The following is a 15,335-nucleotide window of genomic DNA, read 5'->3' as shown; positions in this document are numbered from 1 at the left end:
CCTGCTACCCCCGAGTGCTGCCCGCTCAGCCGCGGATCCGGGCGTGATGTTCACGCTCGATGGCAGTGACCGCCTCGGCCACCACCGCATCCACGTCGCGGTCCGTCAGAGTGCGCGACTTGTCCTGCAAAATCAAGCCCATAGCGAGACTCTTGAATCCCGGCTCGACGCCCTGGCCGACGTAGCGGTCGAACAGGTTCAGGTCGCGCAGCAGCGGACCGGCGGCCTGGCGGACGGTGGCCGCGAGGTCGGCCCAGGCCACCTGTTCAGGCACCAGGAATGCCAGGTCGCGACGCACTGCCGGGAAGCGCGACAGCTCGCCGGCACGCGGCAGGCGGCGGGCGGTCAGCGGCTCCAGGTCCAGCTCGAAAGCATAGACGTCGGCTTCGATGTCCATTGCCTTGGCCAGGCGCGGATGAATCTGGCCGATCCAGCCGATCGCCACACCATCACGGAACACCTCGGCTGAGCGGGCCGGGTGGCCGTAGGCACGGGCCGACGGGCGGAACTCCAGTACCGCACCACTGGCAGCGGCCAGCGACTCCAGGTCGCCCTTCAGGTCATGGAAATCGACCTTGCGGGCCGGCAGGCCCCACTGCAGTGCCTGTGCATCGCCACAGACCGCAGCGGCCACGCGCGGGGTCTCCAGCGGCGCCGGCCGGCTTTCGCCGAGCGACGCGTCGCCGGCCTGCTGGGCGAACACGCGGCCCAACTCGAACAGGCGCACGCGGCCGATCTGGCGGGCGGCATTGCGGCCCAACGTGGCGACCAGGCCTGGCAGCAGCGACGGGCGCATCACCGCCAGTTCGGCCGACAGCGGGTTGGCCAGCGGTACCAGGCCGTCGCGCAGCTGCCACTGGCTCAGCAGCGCATCGTCGACGAAAGCGAAATTGACGGTTTCCTGCTGGTCACGGGCGATCAGCTGGCGGCGCACGCTCAGCGCGTCCAGCTGGATCTCGCTCGGCATCGCCACGCGCGAGGCGCCGCCCGGCAGCGTGGTCGGGATCTGCTCGTAACCGTGGATGCGGGCCAGCTCTTCGATCAGGTCTTCTTCGATGGCGATGTCGAAGCGGCGGCTCGGCGCCGTGACCTGCCAGCCGTCGGCGGTGGCAACCACGTCCATCCCCAGCGCGCGCAGGATGCGCTCGACTTCCGCATCGTCGACGATGATGCCGAGCACGCGGGTGATGCGGGCGCGGCGCAGCACGATGGTTGCCGGCTGCGGCAGGTCGGCCTCACGCACGGCCTCGGTGACCGGCGCCGGGGTACCGCCGGCCAGGTCCAGCACCAGGCGGGTGGCGTACTCGATGGCGGTACGCGGCAGTGCCGGATCGACACCACGCTCGAAGCGGTGGCCGGCATCGGTGTGCAGGCCCAGCTTGCGGCCACGGCCCATGATCGCGGCCGGCGCGAAATGCGCGGCTTCCAGGAACACGGCAGTGGTGGCGTCGGTGACGCGGGTGTCGAAGCCCCCCATCAGGCCGGCCAGGCCGACCGCGCGATCGGCGTCGGTGACCACCAGGAAGCTGTCGTCCAGCGCGGCATCGCGGCCATCCAACAGCTTCAGGCTCTCGCCGGCACGCGAACGACGCACGGCGATGCTGCCCTGCAGGGTGTCGAGGTCGTAGGCATGCATCGGCTGGCCGAGCTCGAGCATCACGTACTGGGTGATGTCGACCAGCAGCGAGACCGGGCGCACGCCACTGCGGCGCAGGCGCTCGGCCATCCACAGCGGGGTCTTGGCGGCGGCGTTGACACCTTCGATGACGCGGCCCAGGTAACGCGGTGCTTCGGCGCCGGCGTCGAGCTGGATGGCCAGCTCACGGCTGCCGATGGCGGGAATCGCCTCGGCGGTGAAATCCAGCACGTCGCTGCGGGTGGCCGCGGCGACGTCGTAGGCGATACCGCGCAGGCTGAAGCAGTCGGCGCGGTTCGGGGTCAGCTTGATCTCGATGCTGGCGTCCGGCAGGCCCAGGTAATCGACCAGAGCCTGGCCGACCGGTGCGTCATCCGGCAGTTCCAGCAGGCCGGAGGCATCGTTGTCCAGGCCCAGCTCCTTCGCCGAGCACAGCATGCCGTTGGACTCGACACCGCGCAGCTTGGCCGGCTTGATCTTCAGCTCGCCAATCTGCGCGCCGACCATCGCCAGCGGCGCAACCAGGCCCGGACGTGCGTTCGGTGCGCCGCACACGATCTGCAGCAGCTCGCCCTGCCCGGCATCGACCTTGCACACCTGCAGGCGGTCGGCTTCCGGATGGCGTACGGCGTCGACGATGCGCGCCACGACCACGTGCTCGAGGCCTTCGCCCAGCGCGGTCACTTCTTCCACTTCCAGGCCGATGGCGGTCAGCACCGCACTCAGTTCATCGCGCGAAGCGCGGGTCGGGACGTGGCTGCGCAGCCAGTTTTCGGAGAATTTCATGGTGTCACCCTGGTGGGCCCGGCGCATGCGCCTGGGCCTGCGTTGTTGAGTCCGCCGGGCATGGCCCGGCGCTACCTGATGCGTTACGCGAACTGCTTGAGGAAGCGCACGTCGTTCTCGAAGAACGCGCGCAGGTCGTTGACGCCATAACGCAGCATCGCGAAGCGCTCCACGCCCATGCCGAAGGCGAAGCCGGTGTAGCGCTCCGGATCGATGCCGACGTTGCGCAGCACGTTCGGATGGACCATGCCGCAGCCGAGCACTTCCAGCCAGCGGGTGCTGCCATCGGGCTGCTGCCAGGCGATGTCCACTTCCGCGCCCGGTTCAACGAATGGGAAGTAGCTGGGGCGGAAGCGCATCTCGAAGTCGCGCTCGAAGAACGCGCGCACGAACTCGGCCAGCGTGCCCTTCAGGTCGGCGAAGGTCGAATGCTCGTCCACCAGCAGGCCTTCCACCTGATGGAACATCGGCGAATGGGTCTGGTCGCTGTCGCTGCGGTACACCTTGCCGGCGGCGATCATGCGCAGCGGCGGCGCGTGGTCGCCCATGTAGCGCACCTGCACACCGGAGGTATGCGTGCGCAGCAGGCGGCCGTCGCCGAAATAGAAGGTGTCGTGCATGGCGCGCGCCGGATGGTGCGGCGGGAAGTTCAGCGCCTCGAAGTTGTGCCAGTCGTCCTCGATCTCCGGCCCTTCAGAGAGCTCGTAGCCCAGCCGGCCGAAGATGCCGGTGATGCGCTCCAGGGTGCGGGTGATCGGATGCAAGCCGGCGCGGTCGCCATTGCGGCCCGGCAGGGTGATGTCGATGGCTTCGGCAGCCAGGCGCGCGTCCAGTGCCGCGTCTTCCAGCAGCGCCTTGCGCTCGCCCAGCGCGCGGGTCAGCGTGTCGCGGGCCTGGTTGATCGCTTCACCGGCGGACTTGCGCTCGTCGGCCGGCAGGGCACCGAGCTGCTTGAGCTGCGAGGTGATGCTGCCACTCTTGCCAAGCAGGGCCACGCGCAGCTGTTCCAGCACGTCGGGGCTCTGTGCGGCGGCCACATCGGCCAGCGCCTGGGTGGTGAGGGATTGGATGTCGCTCATGGGGGGCCGGAACTCCAGTCGATCTGCCATCGCGATGCGCGAAGGGCCGACCCCTGTCGCCACCGCCGTCCCTGCGCTGCCGCTGTGGCCTCGCCGGGACCCAAAAAAGAATGGGGAAGGACTTGCGCCCTTCCCCATGCATTGCCTTGACCTGACACCGTTCCGAGTGAACGGTTACGGCATCGGGAAGGACTTATGCCGCCAGCGCGCCCTTGGCCTTTTCGGCCAGCGCGGTAAAGCCGGCTGCGTCGTGCACGGCGATGTCAGCCAGGACCTTGCGATCCAGGGTGATGCCGGCCTTCAGCAGACCGTTCATGAAGCGGCTGTAGCTCAGGCCGTTGATGCGGGCAGCCGCATTGATACGGGTGATCCACAGCGAACGGAAGTTGCGCTTCTTCTGCTTACGGCCGATGTAGGCGTACTGCTGTGCCTTGATGACCGCCTGCTTGGCGACGCGGAAGACCTTGCGACGGGCGTTGTAATAGCCCTTGGCGAGATCCAGGATTTTCTTGTGGCGGCGACGCGCCTGTACGCCACGCTTAACTCGTGCCATTTTTCAGTTCCTCAGAGGTAAGGGAGCATGCGGTCCAGACGGCCTGCGTCTTCTGCACGGACATGGCCCGTCTGACGCAGATTACGCTTACGCTTGGTCGCTTTCTTCGTGAGGATGTGGCTACGGTTGGCGTGGCCGCACTTGTACTTGCCCGAGGCGGTCTTGCGGAAACGCTTGGCCGCTGCCCGGTTGGTCTTGATCTTGGGCATTGCAATGTCCTTGATGGGATATGACCCTGGTTTCTGACTGATCTGGCGGCGGCCTGGGCCGCTCTTTCCGTCCTGCCATGATCGGCGTACGACCCGTCCTGGGTGGGTCGAGCCGGGCATGATACAGGCAAAACCGCCCTGCCACCAGCCCCTGCAACCCGTTTACCGGCACTGCACCGGCCTGCCGCAAAAGACAAAGGGACGCCGACGGCGTCCCTTTACCCTGAACCATTCAGCCAGGCGCCCCGGAAGGCGGCCCGTCAGGCCTCAGGTCTTCTTCTTCGGCGCGATCATCATGACCATCTGACGCCCTTCCAGGCGCGGACGGGATTCAATGACGATGTCCTCGCCCAGATCGGTCTCGATCCGGTTGGCCATTTCGCGGCCCAGTTCCTGGTGGCTCATTTCACGGCCACGGAAACGGATGTTGACCTTGATCTTGTCACCATCCTCGAGGAACCCGCGCATCTTGCGCAGCTTGATCTGGTAGTCGCCCTCGTCCGTGACCGGACGGAACTTCACTTCCTTGATCTCGACCTGCTTGGTCTTCTTCTTGGCCTCGCTGGCCTTCTTCTGCGCTTCGAACTTGAACTTGCCGAAGTCCATGATCTTGCAGACCGGCGGATCGGCCTGCGGCTGGATTTCGACCAGGTCCAGGCCTTCATCTTCGGCCATGGACAGCGCTTCGTCGCGCGACAACACGCCGATCATTTCTCCGTCACTGCCGATCACGCGGACGCGCGGCACACGGATTTCCTGATTCTTGCGGTTCTGTTTGTTGTCAGGGGTGCTGATATTACGTTCTCCCAAGGGTATCGAACCGGTCCGGGTGCCTGTGCCCCCGGACCGGACCTTTGCTTACGCGCCCTCGGCCTGGAGCCGCTCGATGAAGGCCTGCAGGCTCATGCTGCCCAGGTCTTCGCCAGAACGCGTACGCACCGCCACAGCCCCATTTTCCTTCTCGCGGTCACCAATGACCAGCAGGTAGGGCACGCGCTGCAACGTATGCTCGCGGATTTTATAGCCGATCTTCTCGTTACGCAAATCCGAGCTGACGCGGAAGCCTTGCTCCGCAAGGGTTTTGGTCACGCCCGAGACGTACTCGGCCTGAGCGTCGGTGATGTTGGCCACCACCACCTGGGTCGGCGCCAGCCAGGTCGGGAACTGGCCGGCATGGTGCTCGATCAGGATGCCCAGGAAGCGCTCCATCGAGCCCACGATGGCGCGGTGCAGCATGACCGGGTGCTTCTTCTGGCTGTTCTCGTCCACGTACTCGGCGCCCAGGCGGCCCGGCATCATGAAGTCGACCTGCATCGTGCCCAGCTGCCAGGTACGGCCGATCGCGTCCTTCAGGTGGTACTCGATCTTCGGGCCGTAGAAGGCGCCCTCGCCCGGCAGCTCCTGCCACTCCACCCCGTTGCTGGACAGTGCCGAGCGCAGCGCGCCCTCGGCCTTGTCCCAGGTGGCGTCATCGCCCAGGCGCGATTCCGGACGCAGCGCGATCTTGACCTGGATCTCATCGAAGCCGAAGTGCTGGTAGACCGCCAGCGCCTGCTGGTGGAACGCGGTCACTTCCGCCTCGACCTGGTTTTCCGTGCAGAACACGTGGCCGTCGTCCTGGGTGAAACCACGCACGCGCAGGATGCCGTGCAGCGCGCCGGACGGCTCGTTGCGATGGCAGGCACCGAACTCACCGTAGCGGATCGGCAGGTCGCGGTAGCTGTGCAGGCCCTGGTTGAACACCTGCACGTGGCCCGGGCAGTTCATCGGCTTGAGCGCGTAGGTGCGCTTCTCCGATTCGGTGAAGAACATCGCGTCCTGGTAGTTGTCCCAGTGGCCGGATTTCTGCCACAGGCTCACGTCCAGGATCTGCGGGCAGCGCACTTCGCCGTAGCCGGTCTTGCGGTACACCTTGCGCATGTACTGCTCGACCACCTGCCACAGCGCCCAGCCCTTCGGGTGCCAGAACACCAGGCCCGGCGCTTCTTCCTGCAGGTGGAACAGGTCCTGCTGCTTGCCGATGCGGCGGTGGTCGCGCATCTCGGCTTCTTCGATGCGCTTGATGTACGCCTCGAGCTGCTTCTTGTCGGCCCAGGCGGTGCCGTAGATGCGCTGCAGCTGCTCGTTCTGCGCGTCACCGCGCCAGTAGGCGCCGGAGATGCGGGTCAGCTTGAAGGCCTTCAGGAAACGCGTGTTCGGCACGTGCGGGCCGCGGCACATGTCCACGTATTCCTGGTGGTAATACATGCCCATCGCCTGGATGTCGTCGGACATGTCCTCGATCAGGCGCAGCTTGTAGTCCTCGCCACGGGCCTTGAAGATCTCGATCACTTCGGCGCGCGGCGTCACCTTCTTGATGACGTCGTAGTCCTGGGCGATCAGTTCACCCATGCGCTTCTCGATCGCGGCCATGTCGTCCGGGGTGAACGGGCGCTCGGAGTAGATGTCGTAGTAGAAGCCCTCGGCGATCACCGGGCCGATCACCATCTTCACGTCCGGGTACAGCTGCTTGACGGCGTGGCCGACCAGGTGGGCGCAGGAGTGGCGGATGATCTCAACGCCCTCCTCGTCCTTGGCGGTGATGATGCGCAGGCTGGCATCGTGGTCGATGACGTCGCTGGCATCGACCAGCACGCCATCCACGGCACCGGCGATGGTGGCCTTGGCCAGGCCGGCGCCGATCGACTGGGCGACCTCCATGACGCTGACGGGATTTTCGAATTCGCGGCGGCTGCCGTCGGGAAGAGTAATGTTGATCATCGCAGTGGCTTCGTGCGGGGCCCGCTGGGCGGGCTGGAAAGCGTTCCCGGGGCGGCGCCCGGGCAATAAAAAAGCGCCGCGAGGGCGCCTGGAACACAGGGCCTTCGGGGGCAGGTCAACAGTGGGCGGTGGTAGTGCTCATGTCGCACGCTCGGCCGGCGCTGGGCGCGGGCCACCTTGTTCCAGTCAGGGTTCTGCGATGATCTTAAACCAGCCCGGCGGAAAGCCCAAGGGCTACCGTACGGTCCGCTGAATGGGCCTCGCTGGCGGGGGGAAATTGCAATGATTACCATGTCGCCGCAGGTCGCCCCGTGCCAGCCTGCCCGCTTTCCCCCAGGACCCCGTGATGCGCCACCCGCTCCGACCGGCTCCCGCCGGCCCCGCCCGTGTCCCGCGTTCGCCGGCCCGCCGCCGCGCCGGCTGCCCGCGATGATCACCGTCGGCCTTTCCACGCTCGGCTTCTGCAGCCTGGGCATGCTGGCGGCGATGTTCTCGGCGCTGGCCTTCTATGCCGCCTCGCCGCACTGTCGCTGGCCACGCCTGCGCCGTGCCGGCCGCCTTGGCCGCCAGATCGGCCTGGTCGCTGCCGCTGCCGCGCTGTGGCTGTGGATGGCCGAGCTCGGCTTCGCCGCTGGCCTGGTGGCGATGCTGTGCACCTGGATGCTGGCGGCGATGCTGCTGCCGGCGCTGGCCGCCTGGCACCGCCCCGGCGCGGAGTCGCCCTGATGTGGCCGCGCGCCTTCGCCGGCATCGTGGCCGGCTTCTTCCTGGCCGCCGCCGCGACCGGGCTGGTGACCTGGTTGCCTCCCGGGCCGTGGCAGAACGCACTGGTGCCCAGCCTGATCACATTCATCCCGCTGTGGATGCTGGCCGCCCTGTGGGCGTTCAGCTTCCGCAGCGCGCTGCGCGCCTGGGTGACACTGGTCGGCAGCGCTGCGGCCGGATTCGCCGTGCTGACGCTGCTGCGCCTGACCGGCGTGGTGCAATGAGACCCACCCCATGAAGTTCAGCTCACAGACGCTGCGCACATTCACCACCCTGCACACCTGGGTCGGCCTGGTTGCCGGCTTCGGCCTGTTCGTGGCCTTCTACGCGGGTGCGCTGACCCTGTTCCACCACGACCTGCCGCTGTGGCAGACGCCCGGTGCAGCCACCGCACTCCCCGCCGGCCTGGACGACGCGCAGTACCTGCTGGAGGACGTGCTTGCCGCGCATCCGGAAGCGCGCCGCCACGTCGGCATGACCTTCCCCGGCACCGAACACCCGCAGCCACTGGCCTACTGGCAGACCGATGACGGCAGCTGGCGCTACGCCTGGCCGGGACAGATCACCGGCAGCCCGACGCCGCCACAGACCGGGCTGGCCGAACTGGTCAACGAGCTGCATTACAGCCTCGGACTGCCGGTGGCCGGCATCTACGTGATGGGCATCGTCAGCCTGCTGTATGGCATGGCACTGCTGAGTGGCCTGGTGATCCACCTGCCAAAGCTGTTCGGTGATCTGTTCGCACTGCGTCCGGGCCGCAACCTGAAACAACTGTGGCAGGACGCGCACAACGTGATCGGCGTGCTCAGCCTGCCCTTCCACCTGATGTTCGCGGTCACTGGCGCCCTGCTCTGCCTGGTGTTCGTGCAGATGGCCCTGCTCAACCCGCTGATCTACGACGGCAAGGCCCTGCAGGCGGTACCGACCGCAATGGACACCGCGCCCGTGCGCGACGCCAGCGGCATCCCGGCACCGCCGGGCAGCCTGCGCGTGCTGCATGCACGCGCGCTTGAAGTGGCCCGCGCACAGGGCGTGGCCAATTTCGAACCGGCCTACCTGAAGCTGGCCAACGCCGGCGATGCCAACGCCACCATCGAGATCACCGGCGAATCCACCGGAACGCTCGGCCCGCTCGGCGCGGTGGCACTGGACGTGGCCACCGGCAACGTCCTGGCCTCGCAGCTGCCCGGCCAGCGCGACGCCAACCACGCCACGCTCAGCGCGGCCTATGCCCTGCACTTCGGCGAGTTCGGCAACGGCGTAGTGGTCTGGCTGTACTTCCTGCTCGGCCTTGGCGGTGCCTTCCTGTTCTACTCCGGCAACCTGTTGTGGATCGAATCGCGGCGCAAGCGTCGCCAGCCGCAGCAACCGCGTGCCGGGGTGAACATGGCACGGGCCACGGTCGGCGTCTGCATCGGGCTGTGCGTTGCGATTTCGGTGGCGTTCGTCACCGCACTGGTGCTGGAGCGGCTGGCACCGTCCGCGGTCGACCACGGCATCCGCTGGGCCTGCTTCGGCAGCTGGGCGGCCTGTGCGCTGTGGGCCGCGCTGCGACGCCCGGCGCAGGCCGCACGCGAACTGCTGTGGGCGGCGGCGATCAGCACCGCGCTGGTGCCGATCCTGCATGGCGCGCTCAATGGTGACTGGCTGTGGCGTGCTGCTGCGCGTGGCCACTGGCCGCTGTTCTGGGTCGATGCCATCGCGCTGGCCATGGCCTTCGGCTTCGCCCGCCTGGCAGTGGCCAGCCAACGCCGCGCCCGCAACGGCGATCCCAACAGCGTCTGGGCCAACTGAGCCGTCGCCGGGCATGACCCGGCGCTACCGAAGGTCCGCCGGATCCGGGTAACGACTCACTTCGATCAGGTTGCCATCCGGGTCGCGGAAGTACACCGATTCGATCGGCCCCAGCGCGCCAGTACGTGCGACCGGCCCCTCCTCCACTGCAACGGACTGCGCCTGCAGGTGGGCCAGCACATCGGGCGTCGCCGTGCGCGTGACCAGGCACAGATCGGCGCTGCCCGGCGTGGGCCGCAGCGCATGCGGTTGCAGCGGGGCGCTGGCCGGATGCAGGTTGATCTTCTGCTGGCCGAACTGCAGTGCGGTACGACCGGCGCCGAAGCGCACGACCTGCATGCCGAGCACGCGCTGGTAGAAATCACAGCTGCGTTCGATGTCGGCGACGGTGAGGACCAGGTGGTCCAGGCGTTCGAGATGGATCATGCCCGCAGCGTAGCGCTGCGGACGTGGCGGTAGTGTGCGGTGTCGGGCCGATGACGTTGCGGCATTGCGCCAGGCATGACCCGGCGCAGCCAGGCGAGGTTCAATCGCCGATGCGTGCCTTCTGCCAGGGACCCAGCATGGCGTTGAGCAGGCTCGCCTGTTCGTCGTCGCCGGTCAGCTCCCACATGAAGACGCCGGCCAGGCCCTGCTCACGGGCGAACTGCGCACGCAGGCCGATCGAGCGCGGGTCTTCATAGCTGATGAAAACCTTCTGCTCGGTGTTGTACAGCCACGGGCTCTGCGCCTGTGCTTGCCAGTGCTTCGTCCAGCCCGGCTGGTCGAGATAACGCGCCTTGATCACCCGCCAATCGCCGGCATCGGCCAGTGCGCTGTAGGCCTGATACAGACCGTCCGGTGCATCGCCGGTGACCTTGAAGCCGCGCCCGTAGAACGGCACACCCAGCACCAGCTTGTGGGCTGGCACCCCGCGCTCGCGGTAGTACTGCACCGCGCCGGCGACGTTGTTCCAGCGCCGCAGTTCCGGCGCCAGCGGATCGGTCGGCACTTCATGCAGGGGCGCATTGAAGGTCGACACCGATGAGAAACCGGTGCCCATGTCGTAGCTCATCAGGTTGATGAAATCGAACACCTTGGCCAGCGCCGGCAGGTCATAGCTTGCGGCTGGATCGTAGGGGCCATCGGTCTGCAGGCGACCGGCGGCCAGTGCGGCGGTCAACAGCATCGGCTGCCCCGCCTTGCGTCCATGCGCATCAAGGGCCACGCGGAACGCCTGCGCGAGCCGGGTCAGATTGGCGCGGTCCTGCGGACGGTGTGCCAGCTCCTTCGGCCCGCCACTGACCGGGAACTCCCAGTCGATGTCCACGCCATCGAAACTGCCAGCATGACGATCGAAGAACAGCGCCATGCATGAGTCGACCAGGCGCTTGCGGCTGGCCTCGGTCAGCGCTGCATCGGAGAATCCACCTGCCCCCCAGCCACCGATCGAAATCAGCGTGCGCAGATGCGGGTGCGCCTTCTTCAGCTCGGCCAGCGCCGCGAAATTCTTCGGCGCTTCCGCGCCGATCGTGCAGCGGCCGTCCTCGATGGTGGAGAACGCGTAGAACAGGTGGGTGAGGCGCTCGGCCGGAATGCTCGACACCGGGTAGCGCTCGGCCGAACCACCGGGGTAGTAGGCACCGAAGATCGGCGGCTGCGCGGGTGCCGCATGCACGGCAATGGGCAAGGCACCGGCAATCAGCACGGCAAGGGCAGCCACGGTCTGGCGGAACATGGGATCTCCCGGTTCGAAGGCGCAGCCACGTTAGCAAACGGATGGGGCTGTGGGACGGTTGTCGTGGCATGTCGTCCAGTGGACAGGTGCATCCCGCCGAATGGCGACAACGCGCCAGTCATGCAACGACCCTCATGCACTGCAGCAGGACACGCGCCGACGCCGCGTTCGCGGGCTCGCGCATCGGCTAAGGTAGCCGCGGACCTTCAACCGCGCATGGACATGAGCACCGACCACGACAACCTCGACGACAGCGACCTGCTGGACGACGAAACCCTCGACGAAGGCCAGGCCCTGGAGGCACGCGCCTACGACGCGTTCCACGAAGGCGACCTGCAGCAGGCGGTGGCGCTGTTCGGCGAGCTGATCGCACTCGCCCCCGAAGTGCCGTACCTGCATTACATGCGCGGATTGGCGCACAAGTATCTGCGCGACTGGGCAGCCTCACTGCAGGACAACCTGCGATCGGAGCAGCTGCGCGGCGAGTTCGATGTCGCCACTGCCTGGAATGCCGGCATCGCCGCCACCGGCGCCGGTGACTGGGCCGAAGCACGCCGCCAATGGGCCCGCTGCGGCATCACCCTGCCCGAGGGCGAAGGCCCGATCGAGGGCCACTTCGGCGTGGCCTGCGTGCGCCTGGCACCGTGGTCGGATGCCGAAGTGGTGTACATGAGCCGCATTGATCCGGTGCGTGCACGCATCGACAACGTACCGCTGCCCGAAAGCGGCTTCCGCTTCGGCGACATCGTGCTGCACGACGGCGCATCAACCGGCCATCGCACCTACGGCGAGCGCCAGGTGCCGGTGTTCAACGCGATGCAGCGCCTGCAGCCATCATCGGACATGGCGACCTTCACCGTGTTCGTGCAGTGTGATTCGGCCGATGACATCGCTGCCCTGGAGGCCATCACGCTGCCCGGCATCGGCATGGTCGAGGACTGGACAGCCACCGTGCGCCGGCTGTGCCGTCGCTGCAGCTACGGCACGCCGCACCAGCATGGTGATGAGGCGCCAGATGAAGACCAATGGAGACGCGAACGTGACCTCGGCGTGGCCGCACAGGGCCGGACTGCGGTGGAAAAGCTCATGGCTGTGTGGGTCGCTGCAGCCCCCGGCCGGGTGCTGGAGGCCATCGAACAGCGCGAGCACCCGATGAGCGACCCGGAGCCAGGCCAGGTCTGGTGGCTGGGTGAGGACGAAGAAGACGCGTAAGTGCAAGGACCAACGGTCCTCATCCACAGGATTACAGGCAAAGAAAAAGCGGGCCGAAGCCCGCTTTTTCATTTCAGCGATTCCAGAAGCGTGTCAACCAAGGTTGACATCTACCGTAATCGACCGGAGGTCGATTACTCGGCGCTGACGGCGTCGCCTTCTTCCACGGCCTTCATCGACAGGCGGATACGGCCCTGCTTGTCGACTTCCAGCACCTTGACCTTGACCACATCGCCTTCCTTCAGCACGTCGCCGACCTTCTCGACGCGATCGCTGGAGATCTGCGACACGTGGACCAGACCGTCCTTGCCCGGCAGGATGGTGACGAACGCACCGAAGTCCATGATCTTGGCGACCTTGCCTTCGTAGATGCGGCCCGGCTCGACGTCCGAGGTGATCTGCTCGATGCGGGCCTTGGCGGCCTGGGCAGCGATGGCATTGACCGAAGCGATGACGATGGTGCCGTCATCCTGGATGTCGATCTGGGTGCCGGTTTCCTTGGTGATGGCCTGGATGGTCGAACCACCCTTGCCGATCACTTCGCGGATCTTGTCCGGGTGGATCTTGATGGTCAGCAGGCGCGGTGCGTAGTCCGACAGCTCTTCACGCGGAGCGGTCAGGCCGTGGGCCATTTCGCCCAGGATGTGCAGACGGCCAGCCTTGGCCTGCTGCAGAGCCTGCTTCATGATCTCTTCGGTGATGCCTTCGATCTTGATGTCCATCTGCAGGGCGGAGATGCCCTCAGCGGTACCGGCCACCTTGAAGTCCATGTCGCCCAGATGATCTTCGTCACCCAGGATGTCGGACAGGACGACGAAGCGCTCGCCTTCCTTGACCAGACCCATGGCGATACCGGCAACCGGCGCCTTCACCGGCACGCCGGCGTCCATCAGGGCCAGCGACGAACCGCAGACCGAGGCCATCGACGAGGAACCGTTCGACTCGGTGATTTCCGAGACGACGCGGATGGTGTACGGGAAGGCTTCCAGCGACGGCATGACAGCCAGCACGCCGCGCTTGGCCAGGCGACCGTGGCCGATTTCGCGGCGCTTCGGGCCCATCATGCGGCCGCACTCACCCACCGAGAACGGAGGGAAGTTGTAGTGGAACAGGAAGTTTTCCTTGTACTCACCGGCAACGGCGTCGATGACCTGGCCGTCACGGGCGGTGCCCAGGGTGATGGTCACGATGGCCTGGGTTTCGCCGCGGGTGAACAGCGAGGAACCGTGGGTACGCGGCAGCACGCCGGTCTTCACGGCGATCGGGCGGACGGTGTCCAGCGCACGGCCGTCGATACGGACCTTGGTGTCCAGCACCGAGTCACGCATGGTGCGGTATTCCAGCTCGCCGAATTCCTTCGACAGCTCGGCCGGATTCCAGCCTTCAGCGGCAACGCGGCCAGCCAGGGTTTCGACCACGTCCTTCTTGATCGCCGAGATGGCGTCACGGCGCTGCAGCTTGTCACGCACCTGGAAGGCTTCGCCCAGGCGCGGGCCGATGGCTTCCTTCAGGGCGGAGATCAGCGCGTCGTTCTTGGCCGGGGCTTCCCAGGTCGACGGCTTGGTGCCGGCTTCGACGGTCAGCTCGTTGATCGCGTTGATGACCTTCTGCATTTCGCGGTGACCGAAGGTCACGGCGCCCAGCATCACTTCTTCGGACAGCAGCGCGGCTTCGGATTCGACCATCAGCACGGCGTTGGAGGTACCGGCGACAACCAGTTCCAGCTGCGAGTCAGCCAGTTCGCTGACGGTCGGGTTCAGGATGTACTCGCCGTTCTTGTAGCCGACCTTGGCAGCGCCGATCGGACCCATGAACGGGGTGCCGGCCAGGGCCAGAGCAGCCGAGGCGCCGATCAGGGCCGGGATGTCACCGTCCACGTCCGGGTTCAGCGACATGACCGTGGCGATGATCTGCACTTCGTTCTTGTAGTCTTCCGGGAACAGCGGACGGATCGGACGGTCGATCAGGCGCGAGATCAGGGTTTCCTTCTCGGTCGCACGGCCTTCACGCTTGAAGAAACCACCCGGGATACGGCCGCCGGCGTAGAACTTTTCCTGATAATCGACGGTCAGCGGGAAGAAGTCCTGGCCTTCGCGCGCGCTCTTGGCGGCGACGGCGGTGACCAGCAGTACGGTGTCGTCCATCTTGACGATGACGGCGCCGCTGGCCTGACGGGCGACTTCGCCGGTCTCAAGCGTGACGGTGTGCTTGCCGTACTGGAAGGTTTTGGTGATTTTTGCCACGGAGGGTGTCCTTGGGGATGCTGTCTGCGAATTTGGACCGTCGGCGACCCTTGCCGCCAGCGGGTGGCCGGATCGTTCCGGCCTGAATCGGGGATTGCGGTGCTACAAAACAAAACCGCGGCGCATCGCTGCGCCGCGGGGGATTCGTTGCTTAGCGACGCAGGCCAAGCTTCTCGATCAGGGCCTTGTAACGCTCGACGTCCTTCTTCTTCAGGTAGTCGAGCAGGCTGCGACGGCGGTTGACCATCTGCAGCAGGCCGCGGCGGCTGTGGTGGTCCTTCTTGTGGGTCTTGAAGTGGCCGGTCAGCAGTTCGATGCGGGCGGTCAGCAGTGCAACCTGGACTTCCGGGGAGCCGGTGTCAGCCGAGCTGCGCTTGTTGTCTTCAATGACCTTCTGGGTGTCGATCGACATTTCTTTTTTCTCTGTGATGCGTGGCCGGCAGGAACGCGCTTCGCGCACCGCCAGGCTCGCCGTGGACTACGAGGATGAAACCTGCGCGAGGCAGGCTGCCGGAAAACGGCCGCGAAATTGTAACGGTCGGGGACTTCCGGGACAAGGACCGGGGCTGAACCGCCCGGCC

The 15,335-nt window shown here is 66.4% G+C and carries 14 protein-coding genes; 4 read left to right on the top strand and 10 right to left on the bottom strand.

Going from position 1 to position 15,335, the window contains the following annotated elements; genetic code table 11:
- Positions 1–25: 25 nt before the first annotated feature.
- From pheT to thrS, 6 genes are all read right to left on the bottom strand, one after another.
- A complete protein-coding gene (gene pheT / locus VPH47_RS06230) occupies positions 26–2,422 on the bottom strand; it encodes a phenylalanine--tRNA ligase subunit beta (RefSeq protein ID WP_368850336.1) in 2,397 nt (798 codons plus the stop codon).
- Positions 2,423–2,505: 83 nt separating this feature from the next.
- Complete coding sequence (locus VPH47_RS06225) at positions 2,506–3,501, bottom strand: phenylalanine--tRNA ligase subunit alpha (RefSeq protein WP_110712975.1); 996 nt, start codon at positions 3,499–3,501, stop codon at positions 2,506–2,508.
- 193 nt (positions 3,502–3,694) lie between these two features.
- Positions 3,695–4,054 (bottom strand): 50S ribosomal protein L20, encoded by a 360-nt coding sequence (gene rplT / locus VPH47_RS06220; RefSeq protein WP_006380762.1) that lies wholly within the window; start codon positions 4,052–4,054, stop codon positions 3,695–3,697.
- Positions 4,055–4,065: 11 nt separating this feature from the next.
- On the bottom strand, positions 4,066–4,263 hold the full coding sequence (gene rpmI, locus VPH47_RS06215) for a 50S ribosomal protein L35 (protein ID WP_005410436.1): 198 nt from the start codon (positions 4,261–4,263) through the stop codon (positions 4,066–4,068).
- Positions 4,264–4,530: 267 nt separating this feature from the next.
- Positions 4,531–5,058 carry a translation initiation factor IF-3 gene (infC, locus tag VPH47_RS06210; protein WP_074725076.1) on the bottom strand — a complete coding sequence of 176 codons (528 nt, stop codon included), beginning with the start codon at positions 5,056–5,058 and terminating at the stop codon, positions 4,531–4,533.
- Positions 5,059–5,121: 63 nt separating this feature from the next.
- Positions 5,122–7,023: a threonine--tRNA ligase gene (thrS, locus tag VPH47_RS06205; RefSeq protein WP_049401217.1), complete on the bottom strand. Its 1,902-nt coding sequence runs from the start codon at positions 7,021–7,023 to the stop codon at positions 5,122–5,124.
- Positions 7,024–7,452: 429 nt separating this feature from the next.
- Between thrS and VPH47_RS06200 the strand changes: the two genes are divergently transcribed.
- The 3 genes from VPH47_RS06200 to VPH47_RS06190 are packed head-to-tail and all read left to right on the top strand — an operon-like array spanning position 7,453 to position 9,582.
- Positions 7,453–7,749 carry a hypothetical protein gene (locus VPH47_RS06200; protein WP_110712976.1) on the top strand — a complete coding sequence of 99 codons (297 nt, stop codon included), beginning with the start codon at positions 7,453–7,455 and terminating at the stop codon, positions 7,747–7,749.
- Positions 7,749–8,012, top strand: a complete 264-nt coding sequence (locus VPH47_RS06195) for a hypothetical protein (protein ID WP_110712977.1) — start codon at positions 7,749–7,751, stop codon at positions 8,010–8,012. The genes VPH47_RS06200 and VPH47_RS06195 overlap by 1 nt, the downstream gene beginning before the upstream one ends.
- A 10-nt stretch (positions 8,013–8,022) precedes the next feature.
- On the top strand, positions 8,023–9,582 hold the full coding sequence (locus VPH47_RS06190) for a PepSY-associated TM helix domain-containing protein (RefSeq protein WP_368850335.1): 1,560 nt from the start codon (positions 8,023–8,025) through the stop codon (positions 9,580–9,582).
- 24 nt (positions 9,583–9,606) lie between these two features.
- On the opposite strand, the gene VPH47_RS06185 is transcribed toward VPH47_RS06190, so the two are convergent.
- On the bottom strand, positions 9,607–10,008 hold the full coding sequence (locus VPH47_RS06185; RefSeq protein WP_093999845.1) for a VOC family protein: 402 nt from the start codon (positions 10,006–10,008) through the stop codon (positions 9,607–9,609).
- Positions 10,009–10,108: 100 nt separating this feature from the next.
- Positions 10,109–11,299, bottom strand: a complete 1,191-nt coding sequence (locus tag VPH47_RS06180; protein WP_368850334.1) for a glycoside hydrolase family 18 protein — start codon at positions 11,297–11,299, stop codon at positions 10,109–10,111.
- Between the two features lie 222 nt (positions 11,300–11,521).
- On the opposite strand from VPH47_RS06180, the gene VPH47_RS06175 reads away from it, so the two are divergent.
- Entirely contained in the window at positions 11,522–12,511 is a 990-nt protein-coding gene (locus VPH47_RS06175; RefSeq protein ID WP_368850333.1) for a hypothetical protein, read from the top strand.
- 134 nt (positions 12,512–12,645) lie between these two features.
- Here VPH47_RS06175 and pnp read toward each other — a convergent pair whose 3' ends face one another.
- Complete coding sequence (gene pnp / locus VPH47_RS06170) at positions 12,646–14,754, bottom strand: polyribonucleotide nucleotidyltransferase (RefSeq protein ID WP_032128652.1); 2,109 nt, start codon at positions 14,752–14,754, stop codon at positions 12,646–12,648.
- Positions 14,755–14,905: 151 nt separating this feature from the next.
- Positions 14,906–15,166, bottom strand: a complete 261-nt coding sequence (gene rpsO, locus VPH47_RS06165; RefSeq protein ID WP_005410445.1) for a 30S ribosomal protein S15 — start codon at positions 15,164–15,166, stop codon at positions 14,906–14,908.
- Positions 15,167–15,335: the final 169 nt, after the last annotated feature.

The sequence above is a fragment of the Stenotrophomonas sp. WED208 genome, from assembly GCF_040984485.1.
GTDB classification, from domain to species: Bacteria; Pseudomonadota; Gammaproteobacteria; order Xanthomonadales; family Xanthomonadaceae; genus Stenotrophomonas; species Stenotrophomonas riyadhensis.
Note: the sequence above shows the minus strand (reverse complement) of the source record. Positions and strands in the feature narration are given on the sequence as shown.

Bases quoted from the DNA above. Each gene is read 5' to 3' on its own strand.
- rpmI (WP_005410436.1), bottom strand. From the start codon at position 4,263: ATGCCCAAGATCAAGACCAACCGGGCAGCGGCCAAGCGTTTCCGCAAG.
- thrS (WP_049401217.1), bottom strand. From the start codon at position 7,023: ATGATCAACATTACTCTTCCCGACGGCAGCCGCCGCGAATTCGAAAAT.
- VPH47_RS06185 (WP_093999845.1), bottom strand. From the start codon at position 10,008: ATGATCCATCTCGAACGCCTGGACCACCTGGTCCTCACCGTCGCCGAC.
- VPH47_RS06175 (WP_368850333.1), top strand. From the start codon at position 11,522: ATGAGCACCGACCACGACAACCTCGACGACAGCGACCTGCTGGACGAC.
- rplT (WP_006380762.1), bottom strand. From the start codon at position 4,054: ATGGCACGAGTTAAGCGTGGCGTACAGGCGCGTCGCCGCCACAAGAAA.
- VPH47_RS06190 (WP_368850335.1), top strand. From the start codon at position 8,023: ATGAAGTTCAGCTCACAGACGCTGCGCACATTCACCACCCTGCACACC.
- VPH47_RS06180 (WP_368850334.1), bottom strand. From the start codon at position 11,299: ATGTTCCGCCAGACCGTGGCTGCCCTTGCCGTGCTGATTGCCGGTGCC.
- pheT (WP_368850336.1), bottom strand. From the start codon at position 2,422: ATGAAATTCTCCGAAAACTGGCTGCGCAGCCACGTCCCGACCCGCGCT.
- VPH47_RS06200 (WP_110712976.1), top strand. From the start codon at position 7,453: ATGATCACCGTCGGCCTTTCCACGCTCGGCTTCTGCAGCCTGGGCATG.
- VPH47_RS06225 (WP_110712975.1), bottom strand. From the start codon at position 3,501: ATGAGCGACATCCAATCCCTCACCACCCAGGCGCTGGCCGATGTGGCC.
- rpsO (WP_005410445.1), bottom strand. From the start codon at position 15,166: ATGTCGATCGACACCCAGAAGGTCATTGAAGACAACAAGCGCAGCTCG.
- VPH47_RS06195 (WP_110712977.1), top strand. From the start codon at position 7,749: ATGTGGCCGCGCGCCTTCGCCGGCATCGTGGCCGGCTTCTTCCTGGCC.